This window comes from Roseospira marina (assembly GCF_014197855.1).
GTDB classification, from domain to species: Bacteria; Pseudomonadota; Alphaproteobacteria; order Rhodospirillales; family Rhodospirillaceae; genus Rhodospira; species Rhodospira marina.
On sequence record NZ_JACIGJ010000023.1, the window covers coordinates 1 to 15,300 of the forward strand.

At 63.1% G+C, this 15,300-nt stretch carries 18 protein-coding genes; 8 read left to right on the forward strand and 10 right to left on the reverse strand.

Annotated features, from left to right (window positions below; genetic code table 11):
- Window positions 1-93: 93 nt before the first annotated feature.
- The 3 genes from GGD82_RS18665 to GGD82_RS18675 all read right to left on the reverse strand — a co-directional run bounded on the left by GGD82_RS18665 (window position 94) and on the right by GGD82_RS18675 (window position 2,699).
- Window positions 94-918, reverse strand: coding sequence for a hypothetical protein (locus GGD82_RS18665; protein WP_246164002.1), 825 nt, complete (start codon window positions 916-918; stop codon window positions 94-96).
- Complete coding sequence (locus tag GGD82_RS18670; protein ID WP_150063868.1) at window positions 906-2,222, reverse strand: ParB/RepB/Spo0J family partition protein; 1,317 nt, start codon at window positions 2,220-2,222, stop codon at window positions 906-908. The genes GGD82_RS18665 and GGD82_RS18670 overlap by 13 nt, the downstream gene beginning before the upstream one ends.
- Before the next feature lie 66 nt (window positions 2,223-2,288).
- Window positions 2,289-2,699 (reverse strand): hypothetical protein, encoded by a 411-nt coding sequence (locus GGD82_RS18675; protein ID WP_150063867.1) that lies wholly within the window; start codon window positions 2,697-2,699, stop codon window positions 2,289-2,291.
- 335 nt (window positions 2,700-3,034) lie between these two features.
- Between GGD82_RS18675 and GGD82_RS18680 the strand changes: the two genes are divergently transcribed.
- Both GGD82_RS18680 and GGD82_RS18685 read left to right on the forward strand, forming a co-directional pair.
- Complete coding sequence (locus GGD82_RS18680) at window positions 3,035-3,916, forward strand: hypothetical protein (protein WP_150063866.1); 882 nt, start codon at window positions 3,035-3,037, stop codon at window positions 3,914-3,916.
- Window positions 3,906-5,228: an AbiJ-related protein gene (locus GGD82_RS18685; protein ID WP_150063865.1), complete on the forward strand. Its 1,323-nt coding sequence runs from the start codon at window positions 3,906-3,908 to the stop codon at window positions 5,226-5,228. Before GGD82_RS18680 ends, GGD82_RS18685 begins: the two co-directional genes overlap by 11 nt.
- A gap of 142 nt (window positions 5,229-5,370) precedes the next feature.
- On the opposite strand, the gene GGD82_RS18690 is transcribed toward GGD82_RS18685, so the two are convergent.
- From GGD82_RS18690 to GGD82_RS18715, 6 genes are all read right to left on the reverse strand, one after another.
- Window positions 5,371-5,595, reverse strand: a complete 225-nt coding sequence (locus GGD82_RS18690; RefSeq protein ID WP_150063864.1) for a hypothetical protein — start codon at window positions 5,593-5,595, stop codon at window positions 5,371-5,373.
- Between the two features lie 11 nt (window positions 5,596-5,606).
- Window positions 5,607-5,963 carry a DUF2958 domain-containing protein gene (locus GGD82_RS18695; protein WP_150063863.1) on the reverse strand — a complete coding sequence of 119 codons (357 nt, stop codon included), beginning with the start codon at window positions 5,961-5,963 and terminating at the stop codon, window positions 5,607-5,609.
- A 222-nt stretch (window positions 5,964-6,185) separates the two neighbouring features.
- A complete protein-coding gene (locus GGD82_RS18700) occupies window positions 6,186-6,491 on the reverse strand; it encodes a HigA family addiction module antitoxin (RefSeq protein WP_150063862.1) in 306 nt (101 codons plus the stop codon).
- 6 nt (window positions 6,492-6,497) lie between these two features.
- Window positions 6,498-6,845: a helix-turn-helix domain-containing protein gene (locus GGD82_RS18705; protein WP_246164000.1), complete on the reverse strand. Its 348-nt coding sequence runs from the start codon at window positions 6,843-6,845 to the stop codon at window positions 6,498-6,500.
- Complete coding sequence (locus GGD82_RS18710) at window positions 6,842-7,198, reverse strand: type II toxin-antitoxin system RelE/ParE family toxin (protein WP_150063861.1); 357 nt, start codon at window positions 7,196-7,198, stop codon at window positions 6,842-6,844. The genes GGD82_RS18705 and GGD82_RS18710 overlap by 4 nt, the downstream gene beginning before the upstream one ends.
- Window positions 7,199-7,325: 127 nt before the next feature.
- Window positions 7,326-8,258, reverse strand: a complete 933-nt coding sequence (locus GGD82_RS18715) for an ArdC family protein (protein WP_150063860.1) — start codon at window positions 8,256-8,258, stop codon at window positions 7,326-7,328.
- A gap of 380 nt (window positions 8,259-8,638) precedes the next feature.
- Between GGD82_RS18715 and GGD82_RS18720 the strand changes: the two genes are divergently transcribed.
- The 4 genes from GGD82_RS18720 to GGD82_RS18735 all read left to right on the forward strand — a co-directional run bounded on the left by GGD82_RS18720 (window position 8,639) and on the right by GGD82_RS18735 (window position 12,867).
- Window positions 8,639-8,824, forward strand: a complete 186-nt coding sequence (locus tag GGD82_RS18720) for a hypothetical protein (RefSeq protein ID WP_150063859.1) — start codon at window positions 8,639-8,641, stop codon at window positions 8,822-8,824.
- A 274-nt stretch (window positions 8,825-9,098) separates the two neighbouring features.
- The gene (locus GGD82_RS18725; protein WP_150063858.1) at window positions 9,099-10,799 is read left to right on the forward strand and encodes a recombinase family protein; all 1,701 of its coding nucleotides are present in this window, start codon (window positions 9,099-9,101) and stop codon (window positions 10,797-10,799) included.
- Between the two features lie 204 nt (window positions 10,800-11,003).
- Window positions 11,004-12,245, forward strand: a complete 1,242-nt coding sequence (locus GGD82_RS18730) for a site-specific integrase (protein ID WP_150063857.1) — start codon at window positions 11,004-11,006, stop codon at window positions 12,243-12,245.
- 325 nt (window positions 12,246-12,570) lie between these two features.
- Window positions 12,571-12,867 (forward strand): hypothetical protein, encoded by a 297-nt coding sequence (locus GGD82_RS18735; RefSeq protein WP_150063856.1) that lies wholly within the window; start codon window positions 12,571-12,573, stop codon window positions 12,865-12,867.
- Between the two features lie 53 nt (window positions 12,868-12,920).
- Here GGD82_RS18735 and GGD82_RS18740 read toward each other — a convergent pair whose 3' ends face one another.
- A complete protein-coding gene (locus tag GGD82_RS18740) occupies window positions 12,921-13,619 on the reverse strand; it encodes a Crp/Fnr family transcriptional regulator (RefSeq protein WP_150063855.1) in 699 nt (232 codons plus the stop codon).
- 197 nt (window positions 13,620-13,816) lie between these two features.
- Here GGD82_RS18740 and GGD82_RS18745 point away from each other — a divergent pair, with 197 nt between their 5' ends.
- Both GGD82_RS18745 and GGD82_RS18750 read left to right on the forward strand, forming a co-directional pair.
- Window positions 13,817-14,053, forward strand: a complete 237-nt coding sequence (locus GGD82_RS18745; RefSeq protein ID WP_150063854.1) for a hypothetical protein — start codon at window positions 13,817-13,819, stop codon at window positions 14,051-14,053.
- A gap of 784 nt (window positions 14,054-14,837) precedes the next feature.
- Window positions 14,838-15,023: a hypothetical protein gene (locus GGD82_RS18750; RefSeq protein ID WP_150063853.1), complete on the forward strand. Its 186-nt coding sequence runs from the start codon at window positions 14,838-14,840 to the stop codon at window positions 15,021-15,023.
- Window positions 15,024-15,300: the final 277 nt, after the last annotated feature.

Consider the following 15,300-nt stretch of genomic DNA (forward strand, 5'->3'; position numbering starts at 1 on the left):
GCCTCCCTGGCAGTCTGTGTCGTGTCGCAACTACCAGTGTGTCAGGCCGTCCCGTTGTCCGCCCCTCCCCGATTTTCCGTCATGAACCTTTTTTTACAGGGTGTTTTTGGCGGTTTCGCTCAGCCAGGTCAGGGCGCCCTTGGTCGAGGTCCATGTCTCCCCGCTGGACAGGACGTAGAGGACTGCCTCGTCCTTCGATCCCAGGGCGTAGTGGGGCGGGGTCTGGTTCGGCAGGTGCTTCTCGCCAAGCAGGTACGCCGGCACATGGGGGTTATTCTTGATCGCCGCGACCAAAGCCTTGTTCGCCACCGACGTGGCCCCGCCCTGTTTGTATTTCAGCAGGGCGTCGGTATAGCCCCATTCGGCGAAGTCCGGCTCCTCGTACTCGTCGAGCAGCTCCCGGGTGGCCTCGAACAGGTTCAGGTGCAGCAGTTTCGGCGCCAGCACATGGCGGAGGCCCATATTGTCATTGGGGCACAGCCGGAGCATGTCGCGCCAGTGGGCCACGGCCTCATCGCGGTCCCCCATCTCCCAGAGGCACTCGGCCAGGGCCGCCCGGGCGCGCATGTAGGGGCGCGTTTCCAGGATCCCCCAGAAGTGCCCCTCCTCCTCCTCGAAGGCCTCCTCCCCCAGGACGTGCCGCACGGCCTCTTCCCCGGCGGCCACGGCCCTTTCCAGGGCGGCCCGCCTCTCGACGACGCCCTTGGCCTCCTCCTCGGCCAGCAGCAGCCAGGCGTTGGCGCAGAGATCCGAGATCCCGAGCGCCTGTTTCGCCAGGGCGACGCGCTCCCGTTTCGTCCCGCACTCCCAGGCATCATACATGATGTCCTGCGCCGCGTGGAGCGGATCGGCCTCCGCCTCGCCCAGGAGATCGTCGGCCAGCAGGCTCCTCTGGAGGTTGGCCATCATCTTTTCCATGGCCACCCGCGGGGGAAGGTCCTCCGGAAGCGGGGCCGGGGACGTTTCGGCTTTCCGGCGTTTCCGGGGCGCCGGCTTGGGGGCCTTCGTGCCGTCCTTGCGGCGGTTCTTGCTGACGGGCACGCGCGCTCTCCCCTCTGATACTGAGCAACACTCGCATTGACTCGGCGGGCCCATGGTCTCAACGGCCCGCCGAAGAAGATGAGTCCTTGATTTTCTCGCCGCAGCGCCCCTTCGGGGCGCGCGGCTCCGCGGCTCAGGTCCTCGCCCTCGCCATACGCCCCGAGAATGCGGTCGATCTCGGCCAGCAGGCTGTGCCGTTCGTGCTCCTCAGCCTCCGTCCTTGGGGACGGCTCGCCCGTGAGGGGGCGCATACCGTTGGTGTGGCCGTAGGGGAAGTCCGGCGCGGCCTCGACCCATGCCCAGCCCTCGGCCTTGATCTCGCCCGCCAGCGCGGTCAGTCGACCGCCGACAAGGCGCTCCAGGATTGTCATGTCCTGAAACCAGCCGCCGTCATCCTCGCTGAACAGGTCGCGCATGATGATGCCGCCGGCGGCCGCGTAGGCCTCTGCGCCCACGAACCGCGCCCGGCGGTCGTCGGCCGGGATCGCCGTCTCCGTCAGCAGGCGGCGGATGGTGAAGGAGGGGCGAACCTGCCCATAGCTGGACAGCGTCTCCCAGACCTGCTCCTGCCGCGCATGGTCGTCGGTGACCGTGAACGCCATGAGTTGTTCGAGATCCATCTCACCTTCGGCGTACTGGGCGAGCAGGCGCGGCGAGACGGCGGTCAGTTTCAGGCGCTGGCGCACCACGGCGGGGGTGACGAAGAATCGCGCCGCGATATCCTCAATGGACAGGCCGCCCTTCTGAAGGGTCTGGAAGGCGCGGAACTGGTCGAGCGGATGCAGCGCCTCGCGGTGGACGTTCTCGGCCAGCGAATCTTCCGCGCCGCTGCCGTCCTCCCGCACGATGCAGGGGACGGGCGCGGTGCGGGCCAGCCGCTTCTGCTTCACCAGAAGCTGAAGCGCGCGGAACCGCCGCCCGCCGGCCGGAACCTCATAGGCGCCGGTCTCGTTGCCGTCCTCGTCCCGGATCGGGCGGACGGCCAGCGATTGCAGCAGCGTTCTGTTCGCGATGTCCTCGGCCAGGTCCTCAATGGACTGCCCGGCCTTGACCTTGCGGACATTGGCCTGCGAGAGGACCAGCTTGTTGAACGGGATCTCCCGGACAGGGCTCAGGTTGACCTTGCCGGGCTTCGATTTGCCCGGGGCGGTCTTCTTTGTGTTCGTTGTCGTGGTCGTCATGGTGACGTCTCCTTCGTTGGTGTTGCGACGGACCGGAGAAGGACCCTCCCTCTCCGCTCGAATCCGTCACAAAACCGAAGACGTCCTTTGACTCTGACTGGCACCGCCGGGCGCGATGCCGGGGATGTTCCTCACCTCCGCCCCCGCCATCGCCAAGGCGTGGGCAATCTCCTCCAGCGGCGCGTAGGACAGCGCATGGCGCGGCGGCGGACAGGGTGGCCGCCCGACGGCGGGCATGGGACCGCGCACCACCAGATCGAACAGCACGTCGAAGGGCATGGCGCGGCTATCGATCACCGGCAGGCCCGCCGCAAGGCAGGCGGCCTTGATCGGTTCCACGTCATAGCCGGACAGGGTTGCGCCCGCGCCGAAATACAGCGTGAAACCGCCATGCCCGATGGACAAATGCCCGCCCGGCGTGGCGAGCGCGCCCGTGATAACCTCGGCGGTATGGGTGGAAATGGACTCGTGCGTCATGGTCAGGTCTCCGTGACGGACCGACGGAAGCCCTCTCCCGTCTCTGAAAACCCGTCACGAAGACCCGAACGGCCTCTGACTCTGGGGCGTTGGATGTATAATAAGTTGTTATTTGCTCTTTAGTATATTATACAGGGAGTTGTTTTCGCTTGGTGCCCATCTCGGTCGCTCAGACATTAATCAACTGTGTCAATATACGGACGAATGTTACTAGTAGACTCAGGGGCAATGATAGCTTGGATCGTATTTCGCGCGGACTCTCTTCGACCTTGATCAAAGAAAATAAACGTAGATTTTTTACTTAATATGCCGATGGGCATCAAGGGAGAAGTGGAGTGTCTACCTATTTTACGGATCGTGAATACGGAACACGGCCCCAAACAATCGAAATCATCGATGAGCGTTTGTGGGCCGGCCTCTCCAGCTTGATCCAGACGGGAATTGGCAACGGCTCATTTGGCTTGCGCTTTCCGGAACAGTGCCCAGACGGGAACGGTCCATGCGGATGTGACGAGGCGGCCTTCCGCCAGGTGCTAGGCGCCGAGGTGCCTTGGATCGAATGGCCGCTTTCTCCGAACGTTGTGCCTGACACGCCAGTGATCCTCGATCTACTCGAGTTTTGCGCCAGCGCCGTGGGTGAGCCGATTCAGGGCGCTTATCATTCCTACTATCGTCACCATCACTTGAGTTGGGATCGAGACGCTGGCCTTGCGCGATTTGTGGCCGACGTGAACCTCCTGTTTCGCCGCAACGCTGTCGCCTATGAACTCACAGCGACCGGACAGGCCCGTCGCCTTCTTCCGCAGGCGATAGCCAGTACGATCGGCTGGGCCTTGTTTCACACCGATGACGCGGAAACCGACAGGCTTCTTGAAGCCGCACGACAGCGAATTCTCTCGCCAAAGCCCGATGATCGCCGCGATGCGTTGGAAAAGCTGTGGGATGCGTTTGAGCGGCTGAAGACGTTGGAACCGGGGGCCGACAAGCGCGCGCAGGCCGATGCACTGCTCGACCGTGTCGCCGCGCCGGGTTCGGGTTTTCGCCAAGCGCTCGGGCGCGAAGCCGCCGAACTGACCAAAGTTGGGAATAACTTTCGCATTCGTCACTCTGAGACGACGCAGGAAGTGCTGACTTCTCTCGATCAGGTCGATTACCTTTTTACCCGCATGTTCGCATTCGTGCGCGTGATTCTGAGAGGAACCAACCGTGGCGGATGACCTCTATGGGCGCGTCGCCGGCCTCCTTCAGGGGATGACCCACGACCAACTCAGCGAGGAGCCGCAGCGGGTCGCGGGCTTGGTTGTGCCATCCGAGAAGGGCTTGTCAAGGCGGCAGCGTATCGAACAAGCGCTGGCGAACCTGACACAGAAGCAATTGGCGCGACTCGCGCTGAAGTTTGGGGCGGATCGTGGCGACATCCCCCTTGATGAAGCGGGCCGCAAGGTACTCGAAGCAAACGACCCGCCTATATCTCACATTACACGACGAGACCTCGCACGTGTCTTCGGAGACGATCTCGCCGGCGAGCGCGGCACGGTGGAAATCGTCGGACGCTATTTTGTCCTTTCCACACCGATTGAAGACCTCCTCGGAAGCAGTGGACAAAGCCTGCGTGACCAAATCGACCGGCATATGGATCAGAATCCGGGCGACTGGTCGGTGGAACATTTATTCAGTGAAATCGGTGCCTTTGATTGCTCCAACGCCAGATTTGGCGCATTGCTCGAAGAAGCCGTTCATCCGCTTTCCCGGTCAGGTGATGATCAAGCGGGGATAGTCGTCGCCCTGAACAAGATTCTCGCGCGCGATGGATACGAGCTCGTGCAGGAAAGTGAGCTCTCCGGTCATCCGATTTTCGGCTTCCGTCCTGTCGTGCGTGGTGTCGGTGGTCGACCCAAGAACTTGATCTTTGCCTCGCGAGGACCGAAGTCTGAGATCGGCTTCGCCGATGCGATCAACAACGACATCGTCATTCTGTCTGGCGAAGAGAGTTGCTTGGTCTACGACCGGCCGATCGGCGCGAGCGGCCTTCTATGGTCGGAACTCGTCACTTGGTGGGGCGAGATTACGCCGGGGGCGGATGCCGCAAAACTCGGAGCCCGCCTCCAAGAATCCTTAGCCTCGGACGCAGAGCGCAAGCTTTTCGCGACCTACTTTAAGGCCTATCGGTCCACTCTCGGCGAGGCGCTGCCTGCGCTCCTACCCCAAGTCTACCTTCACTATGATCCCGCCGTCGTGAAAACCCTGCGCCGCCGGCTTCCGCTACCGCGTCAGCGCATGGACTTCCTGATACTGCTTCCGAGCCGTCAGCGCATCGTGATCGAGGTTGACGGCAAGCATCACTTTTCGGAAAACGACCTTCCGTCATTGAAGGTCTATGCCAACATGGTGTCGGCCGACCGCGAACTGCGCCTTGCCGGATACGAGGTCTATCGGTTCGGCGCAAATGAACTGGTCGGTGACAGCGCCGAGGCGAGGATCACAGATTTCTTCGACAAACTATTTCATTTGTATCGCATACGGCAGTGAACTTGCTTGCTGACGTACCAAGCGCCGAGGGCCACAACGGCTCGAGAGTTGATAGGCAGCTTCCCGCCCATACAGTTGTAGCATATTGAACCGGCCCGGAACGACCCCCGCCAGCTCTTGAGCGAGGACCGTGTCAGATCGCTCAGGCCCCGACGCCATCATGATCGGTGAGGACCATGTCGGGCGTGAGGCTGACGAAGAGCGGCTGGATGTTGACGGTGTTGCCGTCCTCATCCGGCGTGATGGCGACGATGGCCGAGGCCGGTTGGCCGTTTACGAAGCAGGAGAACAGGGCGAGATTGTCGTAATCGCCGCTGGTCAGCGCCTCGAACGCGTCTTGGTGGGCGGGGGTGATGTTGGTGCTCATGGTCGCCTCCCTCAAGCTGCGATGTGGCCGGCGGTGGCCGCGTCGGCGGCATAGCGGCTGATGGGCTTGGTGGCCTTGAAGTGCCGGTCGACCTCGACAGGGAGACCGAGCCGCCCGCGTACACCGGCCAGCTCCGCGAGCGACACATAGCCGAGTTCCGGGAAGCCGAGCCCCAGATCGCACAGGCCGAACGCGATGTCGGGCTCGTCCGGGTCGATCTCGGTCAGGAGCCAGGTGCAGCCTGCGTCCGGCGTGAACAGCTTCACGACGGGGTGGAAGTCGATCTCGTCTTCGGTGCCGCGCACCGGATCCTGACGGCGGCCGTTGGCCAGCAAACGGTCGTAGATGGATTTCGGCAGAAAGGTCATGGGTCGTCTCCTCGTTTTGTTGAACCGACGGGGTGGAGAAGGCCCCTCCCTCTCCGTTCAAACCCGTCAACAAAACCGAAGACGTCCTCTTCCTCTATGGTCGCGTGGTGGGCAGCGCGTCGATCATTTCAGGCAATACAAAAGGGGAAATGCTGGCCGACGTGCCGCCCGGTTCCGCCGATGCCGGAGCGGATACGCCGGACGAGAAGCGGTCCCGGGCGATCAGGCGGAGATGTAGGGCTTGACGTCGATGGTGTCGGCGCGACCGCGCATGGTGAAGACATCGAACTGGACCTGCATCGGCAACAGAAGCTCCATCGAAACGCTGAAGGCCTTCTCGATGCGCAAGGCCATTTCGGGGGACAGGGCCGCCTTCTCGTTGACGAGATCGGACAGGGTCGCGCGACGCACGCCCAGGATTTTTGCGGCCCGGGACACGGACAGACCCAGTTCGGCGAAGATTTCCTCCCGGATGAATTCGCCCGGATGGACGGGCTTCATGCCGATTTTTTCAATCCGCTCGCTCATGGGCCTTCACGCACCGTTGGGGTGAGCGTGGCTGCCTGACGCATCCGAAAAGCCGTCCAGCGACACCGGCGGACGCCCCGGAAACTCCACAGTCAGTTTCAGCGAGCCGCCCATGGCCTCGACGTAGCTGCGCAGGGTGGAGAGCATCAGGTCGCTGCGCTTTTCGAGTTGGGCCACCGTGGCCTGGCGGATACCCAGCATCTCCGCCATCTGTGCCTGCGTGAGGTCTTGGGCCTTGCGCAGTTCTTTCAGCGTCTGATAGGCGGCATGCAGACGGTCGGCCTCGGCCTCGATCCGCGCCCGGCGCTCCGGCGGCAATTCCGCCATCTTTTCCCTCAGTGTCTTGGCCATCATCCTCCTCCTTTCCTGCGGCTCATGTGCCGCTCGAACCTCTCGTCGGCCTTGGCCACGAGCGTTTTGTAGAACCGTTTCTGACTGCCGCCCGATTTGTCTCCGGCCGCCAGCAGGATGGCATTGCGTTCGGGATCAAAAGCGAAGGCCACGCGCCAGACGCCATCGGCCGCCGTGCACCGCAGTTCCTTCATGTTGGCGTGCCGCGACCCATTCAGGGTATCAACATACGGGCGGCCCAGATGCGGGCCTTCGCGCTCCAACACGGCAACGCGCGCGAGGATGGCGTCCTGGACATCCTCGGCAAACGCATCGAATTCGGGCTCGAAGGCCTCGTCAAACAGCACGTCCCACATCGTTTAAATATAGCACAGAACCTATATAGACTTCAAGCTATATTTCCGCGCCCCATATCGCGACACAGTGCCGCGCCCGGGGCGGATGCAACGCCGCTGTGTCGAGCCGTGAAGGGGAAGAGGCCGCTTATTCGGCGGCCTCGCTGATCTGTAGAATGGGATCCGCCGCGCCGGGCTGGCGGCCGTGCAGGTAATCGGCGGCGCGCTGGGCGTGGGCGGCGGCGGAGAAGATGGCCCGCTTGTCGGCCTTCAGGACGCCAAGCCAGTGGTCGATATAGGCGGCGTGATCCTCGCGGACGTGCAGCGTCAGGTCCAGATCGGCGCACAGGAACGCCGCCCCCAACTCGGCCACCAGTTCCTCGCGCGCATAGCCTTCGTCGCCGAAGGTCTTGCGCCCGAAATCCCGGGCCAGGCGGTCGGGATGGCGAGTCGCGTGCGTTGCTTCATGCCCAAGGGTCGCATAAAAGCTGTCCGCGTCGCGGAAGGCCTCAATCGGCGGGATTCGGATGCGGTCGAGCGCCACGTTGTAGCTGGCCTCGGTGCCGCCGGTGACGATCTGGACGCCGATATTGGCAAAGAACGCCTCGGCGTGGGCAATGCGCTCCGGCCCGTCGGCCCGGGGCTCGGGCTTGGTGTAGTAATGCGCGGGCAGGTCCTCGATCTGCTCGACGTTGAACACGCTGTACGCCTTCATGAAGGGGATGTGCTGTTCGACGGTCTCGCCCGCGTCGGTCTCGTCCGTGCGGGTGATCGTGTTGGCGTAGACGACCGGCGAGCCCTTCTCGCCCTTGCGCACATGCGCGCCGAGCGCCAATGCCTGCCGGAAGGTCATCCACATGGGCGAAGCGAAGCCGTGTTCCATGGCGGCCGACCAGAGCATGAGGATGTTGATCCCCGCATAGGGCACGCCGTTGTGCCGGAGGGGCCGGTTGACCCGGCCGGCGGCGTGCTCGGCGCTCCAGGGCTTCTCCCACGGCCGAACGCCCTTTTCCAGTTCGGCGATGATGCTGTCGGTGACCCGGGTGTAGATGTCCTGCCGAGGGGTGGTTTCGCGTGTCATGGTCCGTCTCCTTTGGTTCGTGCGGTCGACGGGCCGGAGAAGGACCCTCCCTCTCCTCTTGAATCCGTCACGAAACCGAAGACTTGAATCCGTCACGAAACCGAAGACGTCCTCTTCCTCTGACTGCGTTGGCCGGGCGCGGGTGCTGATCGCTCGCGTGTCGGCGAATCCTCGTGGCGACGCTATCGCCGGCCTTGTGCCGCGCGGTCGGTCTGGACCGGAGCGGCCGGGTTCGGACCACCGTGCTGGTCTGATGATCCTTCCATGCGCGTGCGGGCGGGCCGCCGCCCACGGATGCCTTCTAACCCCATGATGATGTCGGGACGGGGCGAAAGGCTCCGATGGGCGGGGCCTCCACACACGAGATGGAGGATACGACCATGCACGGTCTCACCACATCCGATCTGGTCTGGCGACCGACCGCAGAGCTGCACGGCCTGCTGCGCGCGGCGTTCAACATGATCGCCGCCAGCACACCGGACAGCCCGAACCGCCGGGCGGCCCTCGCCGCAATCACGGCAATCCGCCGGGAACTGGCCCGGCGCGGGCCTAACCCGGGGCCATGACCCGGGTCACCGACGGGCGGACCGCACATGCGGCCCGCCCGTTCGCGCGAGGAATTCCGGGGCCTGGGTCGGCCTAAACTGGCGCCATGGACACGGCACGCACATCGCGACGGACGCGCGGCACGAAACGGGATGGGGACGGATCGGCGACCCTGGACCCCCGGGTGGTCGCGCTCGTCAAACTGCTTGCGCGACAGGCGGCGCAAGCGGAGTATGAACGTCTTCTCCGCACGCATATGTCTGCCAAGCCGCTCCCGCCGGAAGAGTCCGCGCCATGACGACCGCCTCGATCTACGCCCGCTATTCCTCGGACCTGCAACGGGAAGCGTCCATTGACGATCAGGTCAGGATTTGCAGAGAACGCCTGACCCGCGAAGGCTGGCGGCTGCATCAGGTCTATTCCGACCGGGAGATTTCCGGTTCGAACCTGCTGCGCGCGGGCGTGCAGGCGCTGATGGCCGATGCCGGGCGCGGGCATTTCAACATCGTGGTCGCCGAAAGCCTCGACCGCCTCTCCCGCGATCAGGAGGACATCGCCGCGCTCTACAAGCGCTTGTCCTTCGCGGGCGTCAAGATCGTCACGCTGTCCGAGGGCGAGATCAACGAGTTGCATATCGGCCTGAAAGGCACGATGGGCGCGCTGTACCTGAAGGACCTCGCCGACAAGACCCGCCGGGGCCTGCGCGGGCGCGTCGAGGCCGGAAAGTCCGGCGGCGGCCTGACCTACGGCTACGACGTCGTGAAGGCGCTCGACGCCAACGGCGAGCCGATCCGGGGTGAGCGCACCATCAACGAAGATCAGGCCCGCATTGTCCGCCGCATTTTCGAGGAATACGCCATCGGTCGATCCTCGCGCACGATTGCCGTGGACCTGAACAAGGACGGCGTGCCCGGCCCTTCGGGCAGGGAATGGGGCCACAGCACGATCAACGGCAACCGCGAGCGCGGCACCGGCATCCTGAACAACGAACTCTATATCGGCCGTCTGGTCTGGAATCGCCTGCGCTATGTCAAGGACCCCATGACCGGCAAGCGGGTCTCGCGCCTGAACCCGGAAGAGGACTGGATTATCCAGGACGTCCCCGAGATGCGGATCGTCGATCAGGACCTCTGGGACCGGGTGAAGGCGCGGCAGCAGAAGACGGGCGTGGATACGCGCGGCAAGGCCTCCAGGGGCGATGCGCCCGCCACGGCTGCGCCGAACGATGGCTTCTGGAACCGGCGTCGCCCGAAAACTCTGTTCTCGGGTCTACTCAAGTGCGGGGTGTGCGGCGGCGGTTTTGTGAAGATCAGCACCGAGCATTTCGGCTGCGCCACGGCCCGCAACAAGGGCACCTGCGCCAACATGCGCACCATCCGCCGCGACCGGATGGAAGAGACCATCCTGTCGGGGCTCCGGAATCACCTGATAGACCCGGCGCTGTATGAGGTGTTCGCGGAGGAGTTCACCAAACACGCCAACCGCCTGCGCATGGAGCACAACGCCACGCTGGCCGGGTACAAGGCGGAGCTGGAGCGGATCGACCGGCGCATCAAGAAGCTGATCGACGCCGTCGCGGACGGCATGCCGGGCAGCGTCGTCAAGGACGAGATGATCGCGCTTGCCGACCGCAAAGAGGACCTGAAGCATCGTCTCGCCACGACGGACGAAGCACCGACGCTCCTGCACCCCAATATGGCCAAGCTGTACCGCGAGCGGATCGCCGCGCTGGCCGAAGCGCTGAACCAGCCGGACCAGCAGACCGAAGCGGCGGACATCATCCGCACGCTCGTCGACCGCATCGACCTGCGGCCCGACGAGGGCGATCCGAAGGGCCTGGTGATCGACCTTCATGGCGCGCTGGCGGGCATCCTAAGCCTTTGCGCGGAAAGCAAAAAGGCCCCCGCTGTCTCCAGCGAGGGCCCAAGGATGCTTGAACAGCAAATAAAGGTGGTTGCGGGGAGAGGATTTGAACCTCTGACCTTCAGGTTATGAGTTCTACAATTACTTCTACGGCAAAATACTTCCATATGCGGTAACGTGCGATAAAGCCCTGTTTCGGGCTCATTTTCCGATTTTCTGCTTGTCGCCCATTTACGCCCTTGTTACCCTGAACTTGCTCTCTTCTGCTACCTATGTGTTGCCCGTCGGGACCGTCAGGAGAGATGCCTGAAGGTCGTGCGGCGCGGGAGGCAGACCATGGCAAGGATCACGAAACGAGTGGTGGACAGCCTGACGCCGGGCCCCCGAGACGTCATCCATTGGGATGATGAGCTACGTGGGTTCGGCGTGCGGGTCTGGCCGACCGGGCGGAAGGTCTATGTCGCCATGACGCGGGTGAAGGGCCGCCTGCGCAAGGTGACCATTGGGTCGCACGGCACCATGACGCCGGATCAGGCACGCACCCGCGCACTCGAGATCATCTCCGAGGCCAAGGCCGGACGCGACCCCGTCCGCGACGCCGATCTGGCCCGCAAGGCGCCGACCATGCGCGGCCTCGGAGACCGCTTCCTGGCCGAGCACGTCGCCGTGCGCTGCAAGCCGTCGACCCAGTCGGAATACAAGCGCGCGGTCGAATTGTTCATCAACCCGGCGTTGGGACCACGCCGCATCACCGACATCGAACGCCGCGACATCGCCGACCTGCATCATTCCCTCCGGCACATTCCGTACCAGGCCAACCGGACGCTGGGCGTGCTGTCGAAGATGTTCAATCTGGCGGAGGTCTGGGGCCTGCGGCCCGATGGCAGCAATCCGTGCCGCCATGTGGCCAAGTACCCGGAGCGCAAGCGCGAGCGGTTCCTTTCGCCCGAAGAGTTCGCCGCCCTTGGCGAGGTTCTCCGCGATGCCGAACGGGATGGGTCGGAAACGCCCTCGGCGATCGCCGCCATCCGCCTGCTGGCCCTGACCGGCTGCCGGCTGAACGAGATCATGACCCTGCGCTGGGAGCATGTCGACCTGCGCAACCGGGCGCTGCGGCTGCCGGAGTCAAAGACGGGTGCCAAGGTGGTGCATTTCGGCGAGACGGTGGCCGCCGTGTTGCGGGGCATTGAGCGCGTCGACGGGAACCCGTGGGTCATCACCGGCCGGAAAGAGGGTTCGCGGCTCACCGACCTGCAGCATCCATGGCGGCGCATCCGCGCCAGCGCCGGCCTGAACGACGTGCGCCTCCAAGACCTGCGCCATTCCTTCGCCAGTGGCGCGCTGAGCCTCGGTGAAGGGCTGCCGATGATCGGCAAGCTGCTGGGCCACAGTCAGGTCCAGACCACGGCCCGCTACGCCCACCTTGCCGACCATCCGGTCAAAGCTGCCGCCGGAAAGGTCTCGGACTACGTTGGGGCAGCAATGATGGGTGGCCGAGATCGGGTGGCGGCGCATTACAATTCTGAAAGAGGCCTGAATAAAAACAATGGAATGAATACAGAAAGAGGCAAGCCTTAAAAAAAGCAAAAAATACTTTTGGCCGATTGAACGTGCGTGCCGTCAATACCATATAGAAAATGCTGGCAAATCATTGCCGGCATGACCCGAAAAGGGGCACTCATGTCTTTCAAAACATTCTCTCAATCGCAGCCCAGCGCAAATAAGGACAAGTCGGATGACAAGGCGGCGGGTGCGCCGGCCGCCGGGAAACCGGCCGCCCAGCCCCCCGAAAAAGAGGGCGATGTGGCTTCGGCGCAGAGGCCGAAGTGACGGGACTCGGAAGGGGGGCGCCCCCTCCGCCTGCCTCCCCCCCGCCGGGATCGTCGCGACGCGGAGTTCGCGGATGACCGTCCGCACATCAAAGAAAACCGTCGCCTTCGCAAACCCCTTCACTCTCGGTGATTTCGACGAGCTTCTCCAGCCCGGGACCTACGACGTGGAAACGGACGAGGAACGACTGGAGGGCGTGTCGTTCGAAGCCTATCGACGGGTACAAACCCTGGTCCACCTGCCCGCGACACCTGCAACTCCTGGGCGGTCGCGAACGCTGACGGTCGATCCCGATGACCTGGCGGCAGCCCTGGCGCGCGATGCGGCGGTGTCGATCCAGACCGCGCCAGAGCCGCCGACAGCCCGCTAAACGGCCCGCTCAGCGTATCCAGAGATGCGATCCCGGACACCGCCGCGCGGACATCACGTTCCGGGATGGCCGTGCCCGGACTGGCCGTGATTGAGATAACCGCTGTCGAAGCCGGCCAAGTCCTCAAGCCCCGCCAAGTCGAGAATAATCACCTGTTGGGCCTTGAGCGTGATGAGCCCGCGTTCACGCAATTGCCTGAGAATGCGGTTGACATGGATGGCGCTGAGCCCCAGCGCGTCGGCCAAAACGTATTGATTGAGAGGGCACGCGAACCCGTTGTTCGTCACCCTGCCGATCAAGGCGAGGCGTTGCCCCAGTTCCAGAAAGAAGTGCGCCGTCCGCTCGATGGCGCTTCGCCGCCCGATATTCACCAGATGCTCGACCACCATCGCCTCGTCACGGGAGGTGGCCCACATGATGGCCGTGGCCAGACGTGGAAAGTCCTGGAAAATCTGGATCATTCTTTGCTGAGACACTTCGCTGATGACGGCGTCGGTCAGGCTCTCGAAAGAATGATCGGAGGTGCGCAACAAGATACTGCGCAATCCCATGAAATCACCGGGAAGCGGGAAGCCGATAATCTGCCGGCTACCGTCGGGAACGATTTTGTAGCAGTTGGCCCAGCCCTCAAGAAGCAGCCATGCGCGATGGTCCTGCTGCCCCTCGTATACGATTTCCGTTTGCGGCGCCACGCTGCGACGGATGGATTCCAGTTCGGCAACGCACCGCAACTCGTCCGGCATCAGCGGCATGAAAGAGCCAAGCTTTCTCGCCAAGGGGCTTTCGCTTGCGGACAAGGGTCGTGCTCCCGGGTCGCACCGTCGGCACCAAGCCAACAGGCTATCCCAGATTAGCACGCGGCGCCACGGGACGCGCTAGGCTTTCTCGTACAGTCGCCCTGGAGCGCGGCACGGCATCCCGCCAGACCCCACCTCCTTGAGGACCGCACGTGAAACCTGATCCCGATATCGCCGGTTTGGCGGCCCTGTCCATCTGCGAATCGCTGCTGCTGTCAATGACCGACCTTGAGATCATCGACCGCGACGAGGCCCACGCGATCCTTGAGGACGCCGCCACGGCCCATCGCAGAGCCATGGAGGAGGCCACCAATCAGCAGGTGCATCGGGACGTCGCCGACCTGATCGAACGCATCATCAAGGGCAGGAACTCGACCCGGCCCCTCTAGTGTCCCGAATCCGAAGTTCGCCCTCTTTTTCGGTAAGCGTCAAACGAACTTCGGATTCGATCAGGACGCTAGTAAATAATTGATTCTATTGTGGTTTATGGATTTGAAGTTCCTATGCGCGCGCGCAGAAATGGTAGTAGGAACTTTAAATTCACCACACTAAAGCAAATCCCGAGCGATCGGGAATAGATCGCCCCCCACAAAACCGGGGACGAATTGCGTAAATAAAAAAAGATAGAGCGTTTTACGTGACCCAAATGTCACGCAGAACGCTCTCGTGTTCGCCCATGCGGCCTGCCTGAAAGGGGGTCTGTCCATGCATTTGCTGCTCACCACTTCCCGGTTACCCGAACGCTGCTGGAGCTTCAAATAAACGGTGGACCCTGTGCTGCCGGGCACGCGCTCGGTATCGGCCCAAACGTCTCATGGAGACGCAAGCGAGGCTTACGCTGCGGTTTCACACCAATGAGCCGACCTGCCTGAACCAAGTTGACCGCCGGCTGGATCCCCTGAAAGCCTATGGGGACAGCCTTTCCATCATGGCGGACGAACACCTGTGGGGTCGGTTTACCACCGATACGTCAGTGTTTCATCTCGTGCTGCCGGACCGAGCACCCTATGCGGTCGGACGTGCCGGGGCATGACACGACGTGACAGGCGCACCCCGACCCTCGGTCGCCGCGCGCGTCCGGACTCGACCGGGCGTCGGACGCCTGACCCGACCGCCACCGCGCCGAGGGCCACCCGCAAGAGCCGGTACCCCTGAGCCAAAGGAGACCAGGACATGGAACGCCAACAGATCGACACCGCCCACCTGGACACGGACACGCCCATCACGGACGCCGAAATGCGCTGCGCCGGGGTCACGCGTGTTTCAACCGATGTATTCCACTATCGGGAATACAAGTACACGAACCTGAAGGACGCCATGGCACAGGCGAAACGCGATGCCGACGAGAAGAACCGTTAAGAACCGTCAATCGCCGACTGGATCGTTTCGGGGCGCTCGCCCCATCGATCCCCCCTCAACCAGGAAGGGGCCGAAGCGTTCGACATGGAAAACCATGACAAAGCCAATTGTCGGACGTGCATCAAGACACGCGGGCACGCTTGTTGCCACCGCCAAAATTCAGAGCAAGGAGATTCGGCCATGGGATCGCAAAATATTGAGCCTTCGAGAACAGAAGAGACCTGTTCGGCGGATTCTACCACACAAATCACGGGGGCCCGGATCGTGCTTTCGCCCG

What these genes read in the sequence shown, in the direction of transcription:
- GGD82_RS18665 (WP_246164002.1), bottom strand. Translation starts at nt 918, where the DNA reads ATGGAAAAGATGATGGCCAACCTCCAGAGGAGCCTGCTGGCCGACGAT.
- GGD82_RS18670 (WP_150063868.1), bottom strand. Translation starts at nt 2,222, where the DNA reads ATGACGACCACGACAACGAACACAAAGAAGACCGCCCCGGGCAAATCG.
- GGD82_RS18675 (WP_150063867.1), bottom strand. Translation starts at nt 2,699, where the DNA reads ATGACGCACGAGTCCATTTCCACCCATACCGCCGAGGTTATCACGGGC.
- GGD82_RS18690 (WP_150063864.1), bottom strand. Translation starts at nt 5,595, where the DNA reads ATGAGCACCAACATCACCCCCGCCCACCAAGACGCGTTCGAGGCGCTG.
- GGD82_RS18695 (WP_150063863.1), bottom strand. Translation starts at nt 5,963, where the DNA reads ATGACCTTTCTGCCGAAATCCATCTACGACCGTTTGCTGGCCAACGGC.
- GGD82_RS18700 (WP_150063862.1), bottom strand. Translation starts at nt 6,491, where the DNA reads ATGAGCGAGCGGATTGAAAAAATCGGCATGAAGCCCGTCCATCCGGGC.
- GGD82_RS18705 (WP_246164000.1), bottom strand. Translation starts at nt 6,845, where the DNA reads ATGATGGCCAAGACACTGAGGGAAAAGATGGCGGAATTGCCGCCGGAG.
- GGD82_RS18710 (WP_150063861.1), bottom strand. Translation starts at nt 7,198, where the DNA reads ATGTGGGACGTGCTGTTTGACGAGGCCTTCGAGCCCGAATTCGATGCG.
- GGD82_RS18715 (WP_150063860.1), bottom strand. Translation starts at nt 8,258, where the DNA reads ATGACACGCGAAACCACCCCTCGGCAGGACATCTACACCCGGGTCACC.
- GGD82_RS18720 (WP_150063859.1), top strand. Translation starts at nt 8,639, where the DNA reads ATGCACGGTCTCACCACATCCGATCTGGTCTGGCGACCGACCGCAGAG.
- GGD82_RS18725 (WP_150063858.1), top strand. Translation starts at nt 9,099, where the DNA reads ATGACGACCGCCTCGATCTACGCCCGCTATTCCTCGGACCTGCAACGG.
- GGD82_RS18730 (WP_150063857.1), top strand. Translation starts at nt 11,004, where the DNA reads ATGGCAAGGATCACGAAACGAGTGGTGGACAGCCTGACGCCGGGCCCC.
- GGD82_RS18735 (WP_150063856.1), top strand. Translation starts at nt 12,571, where the DNA reads ATGACCGTCCGCACATCAAAGAAAACCGTCGCCTTCGCAAACCCCTTC.
- GGD82_RS18740 (WP_150063855.1), bottom strand. Translation starts at nt 13,619, where the DNA reads ATGCCGCTGATGCCGGACGAGTTGCGGTGCGTTGCCGAACTGGAATCC.
- GGD82_RS18750 (WP_150063853.1), top strand. Translation starts at nt 14,838, where the DNA reads ATGGAACGCCAACAGATCGACACCGCCCACCTGGACACGGACACGCCC.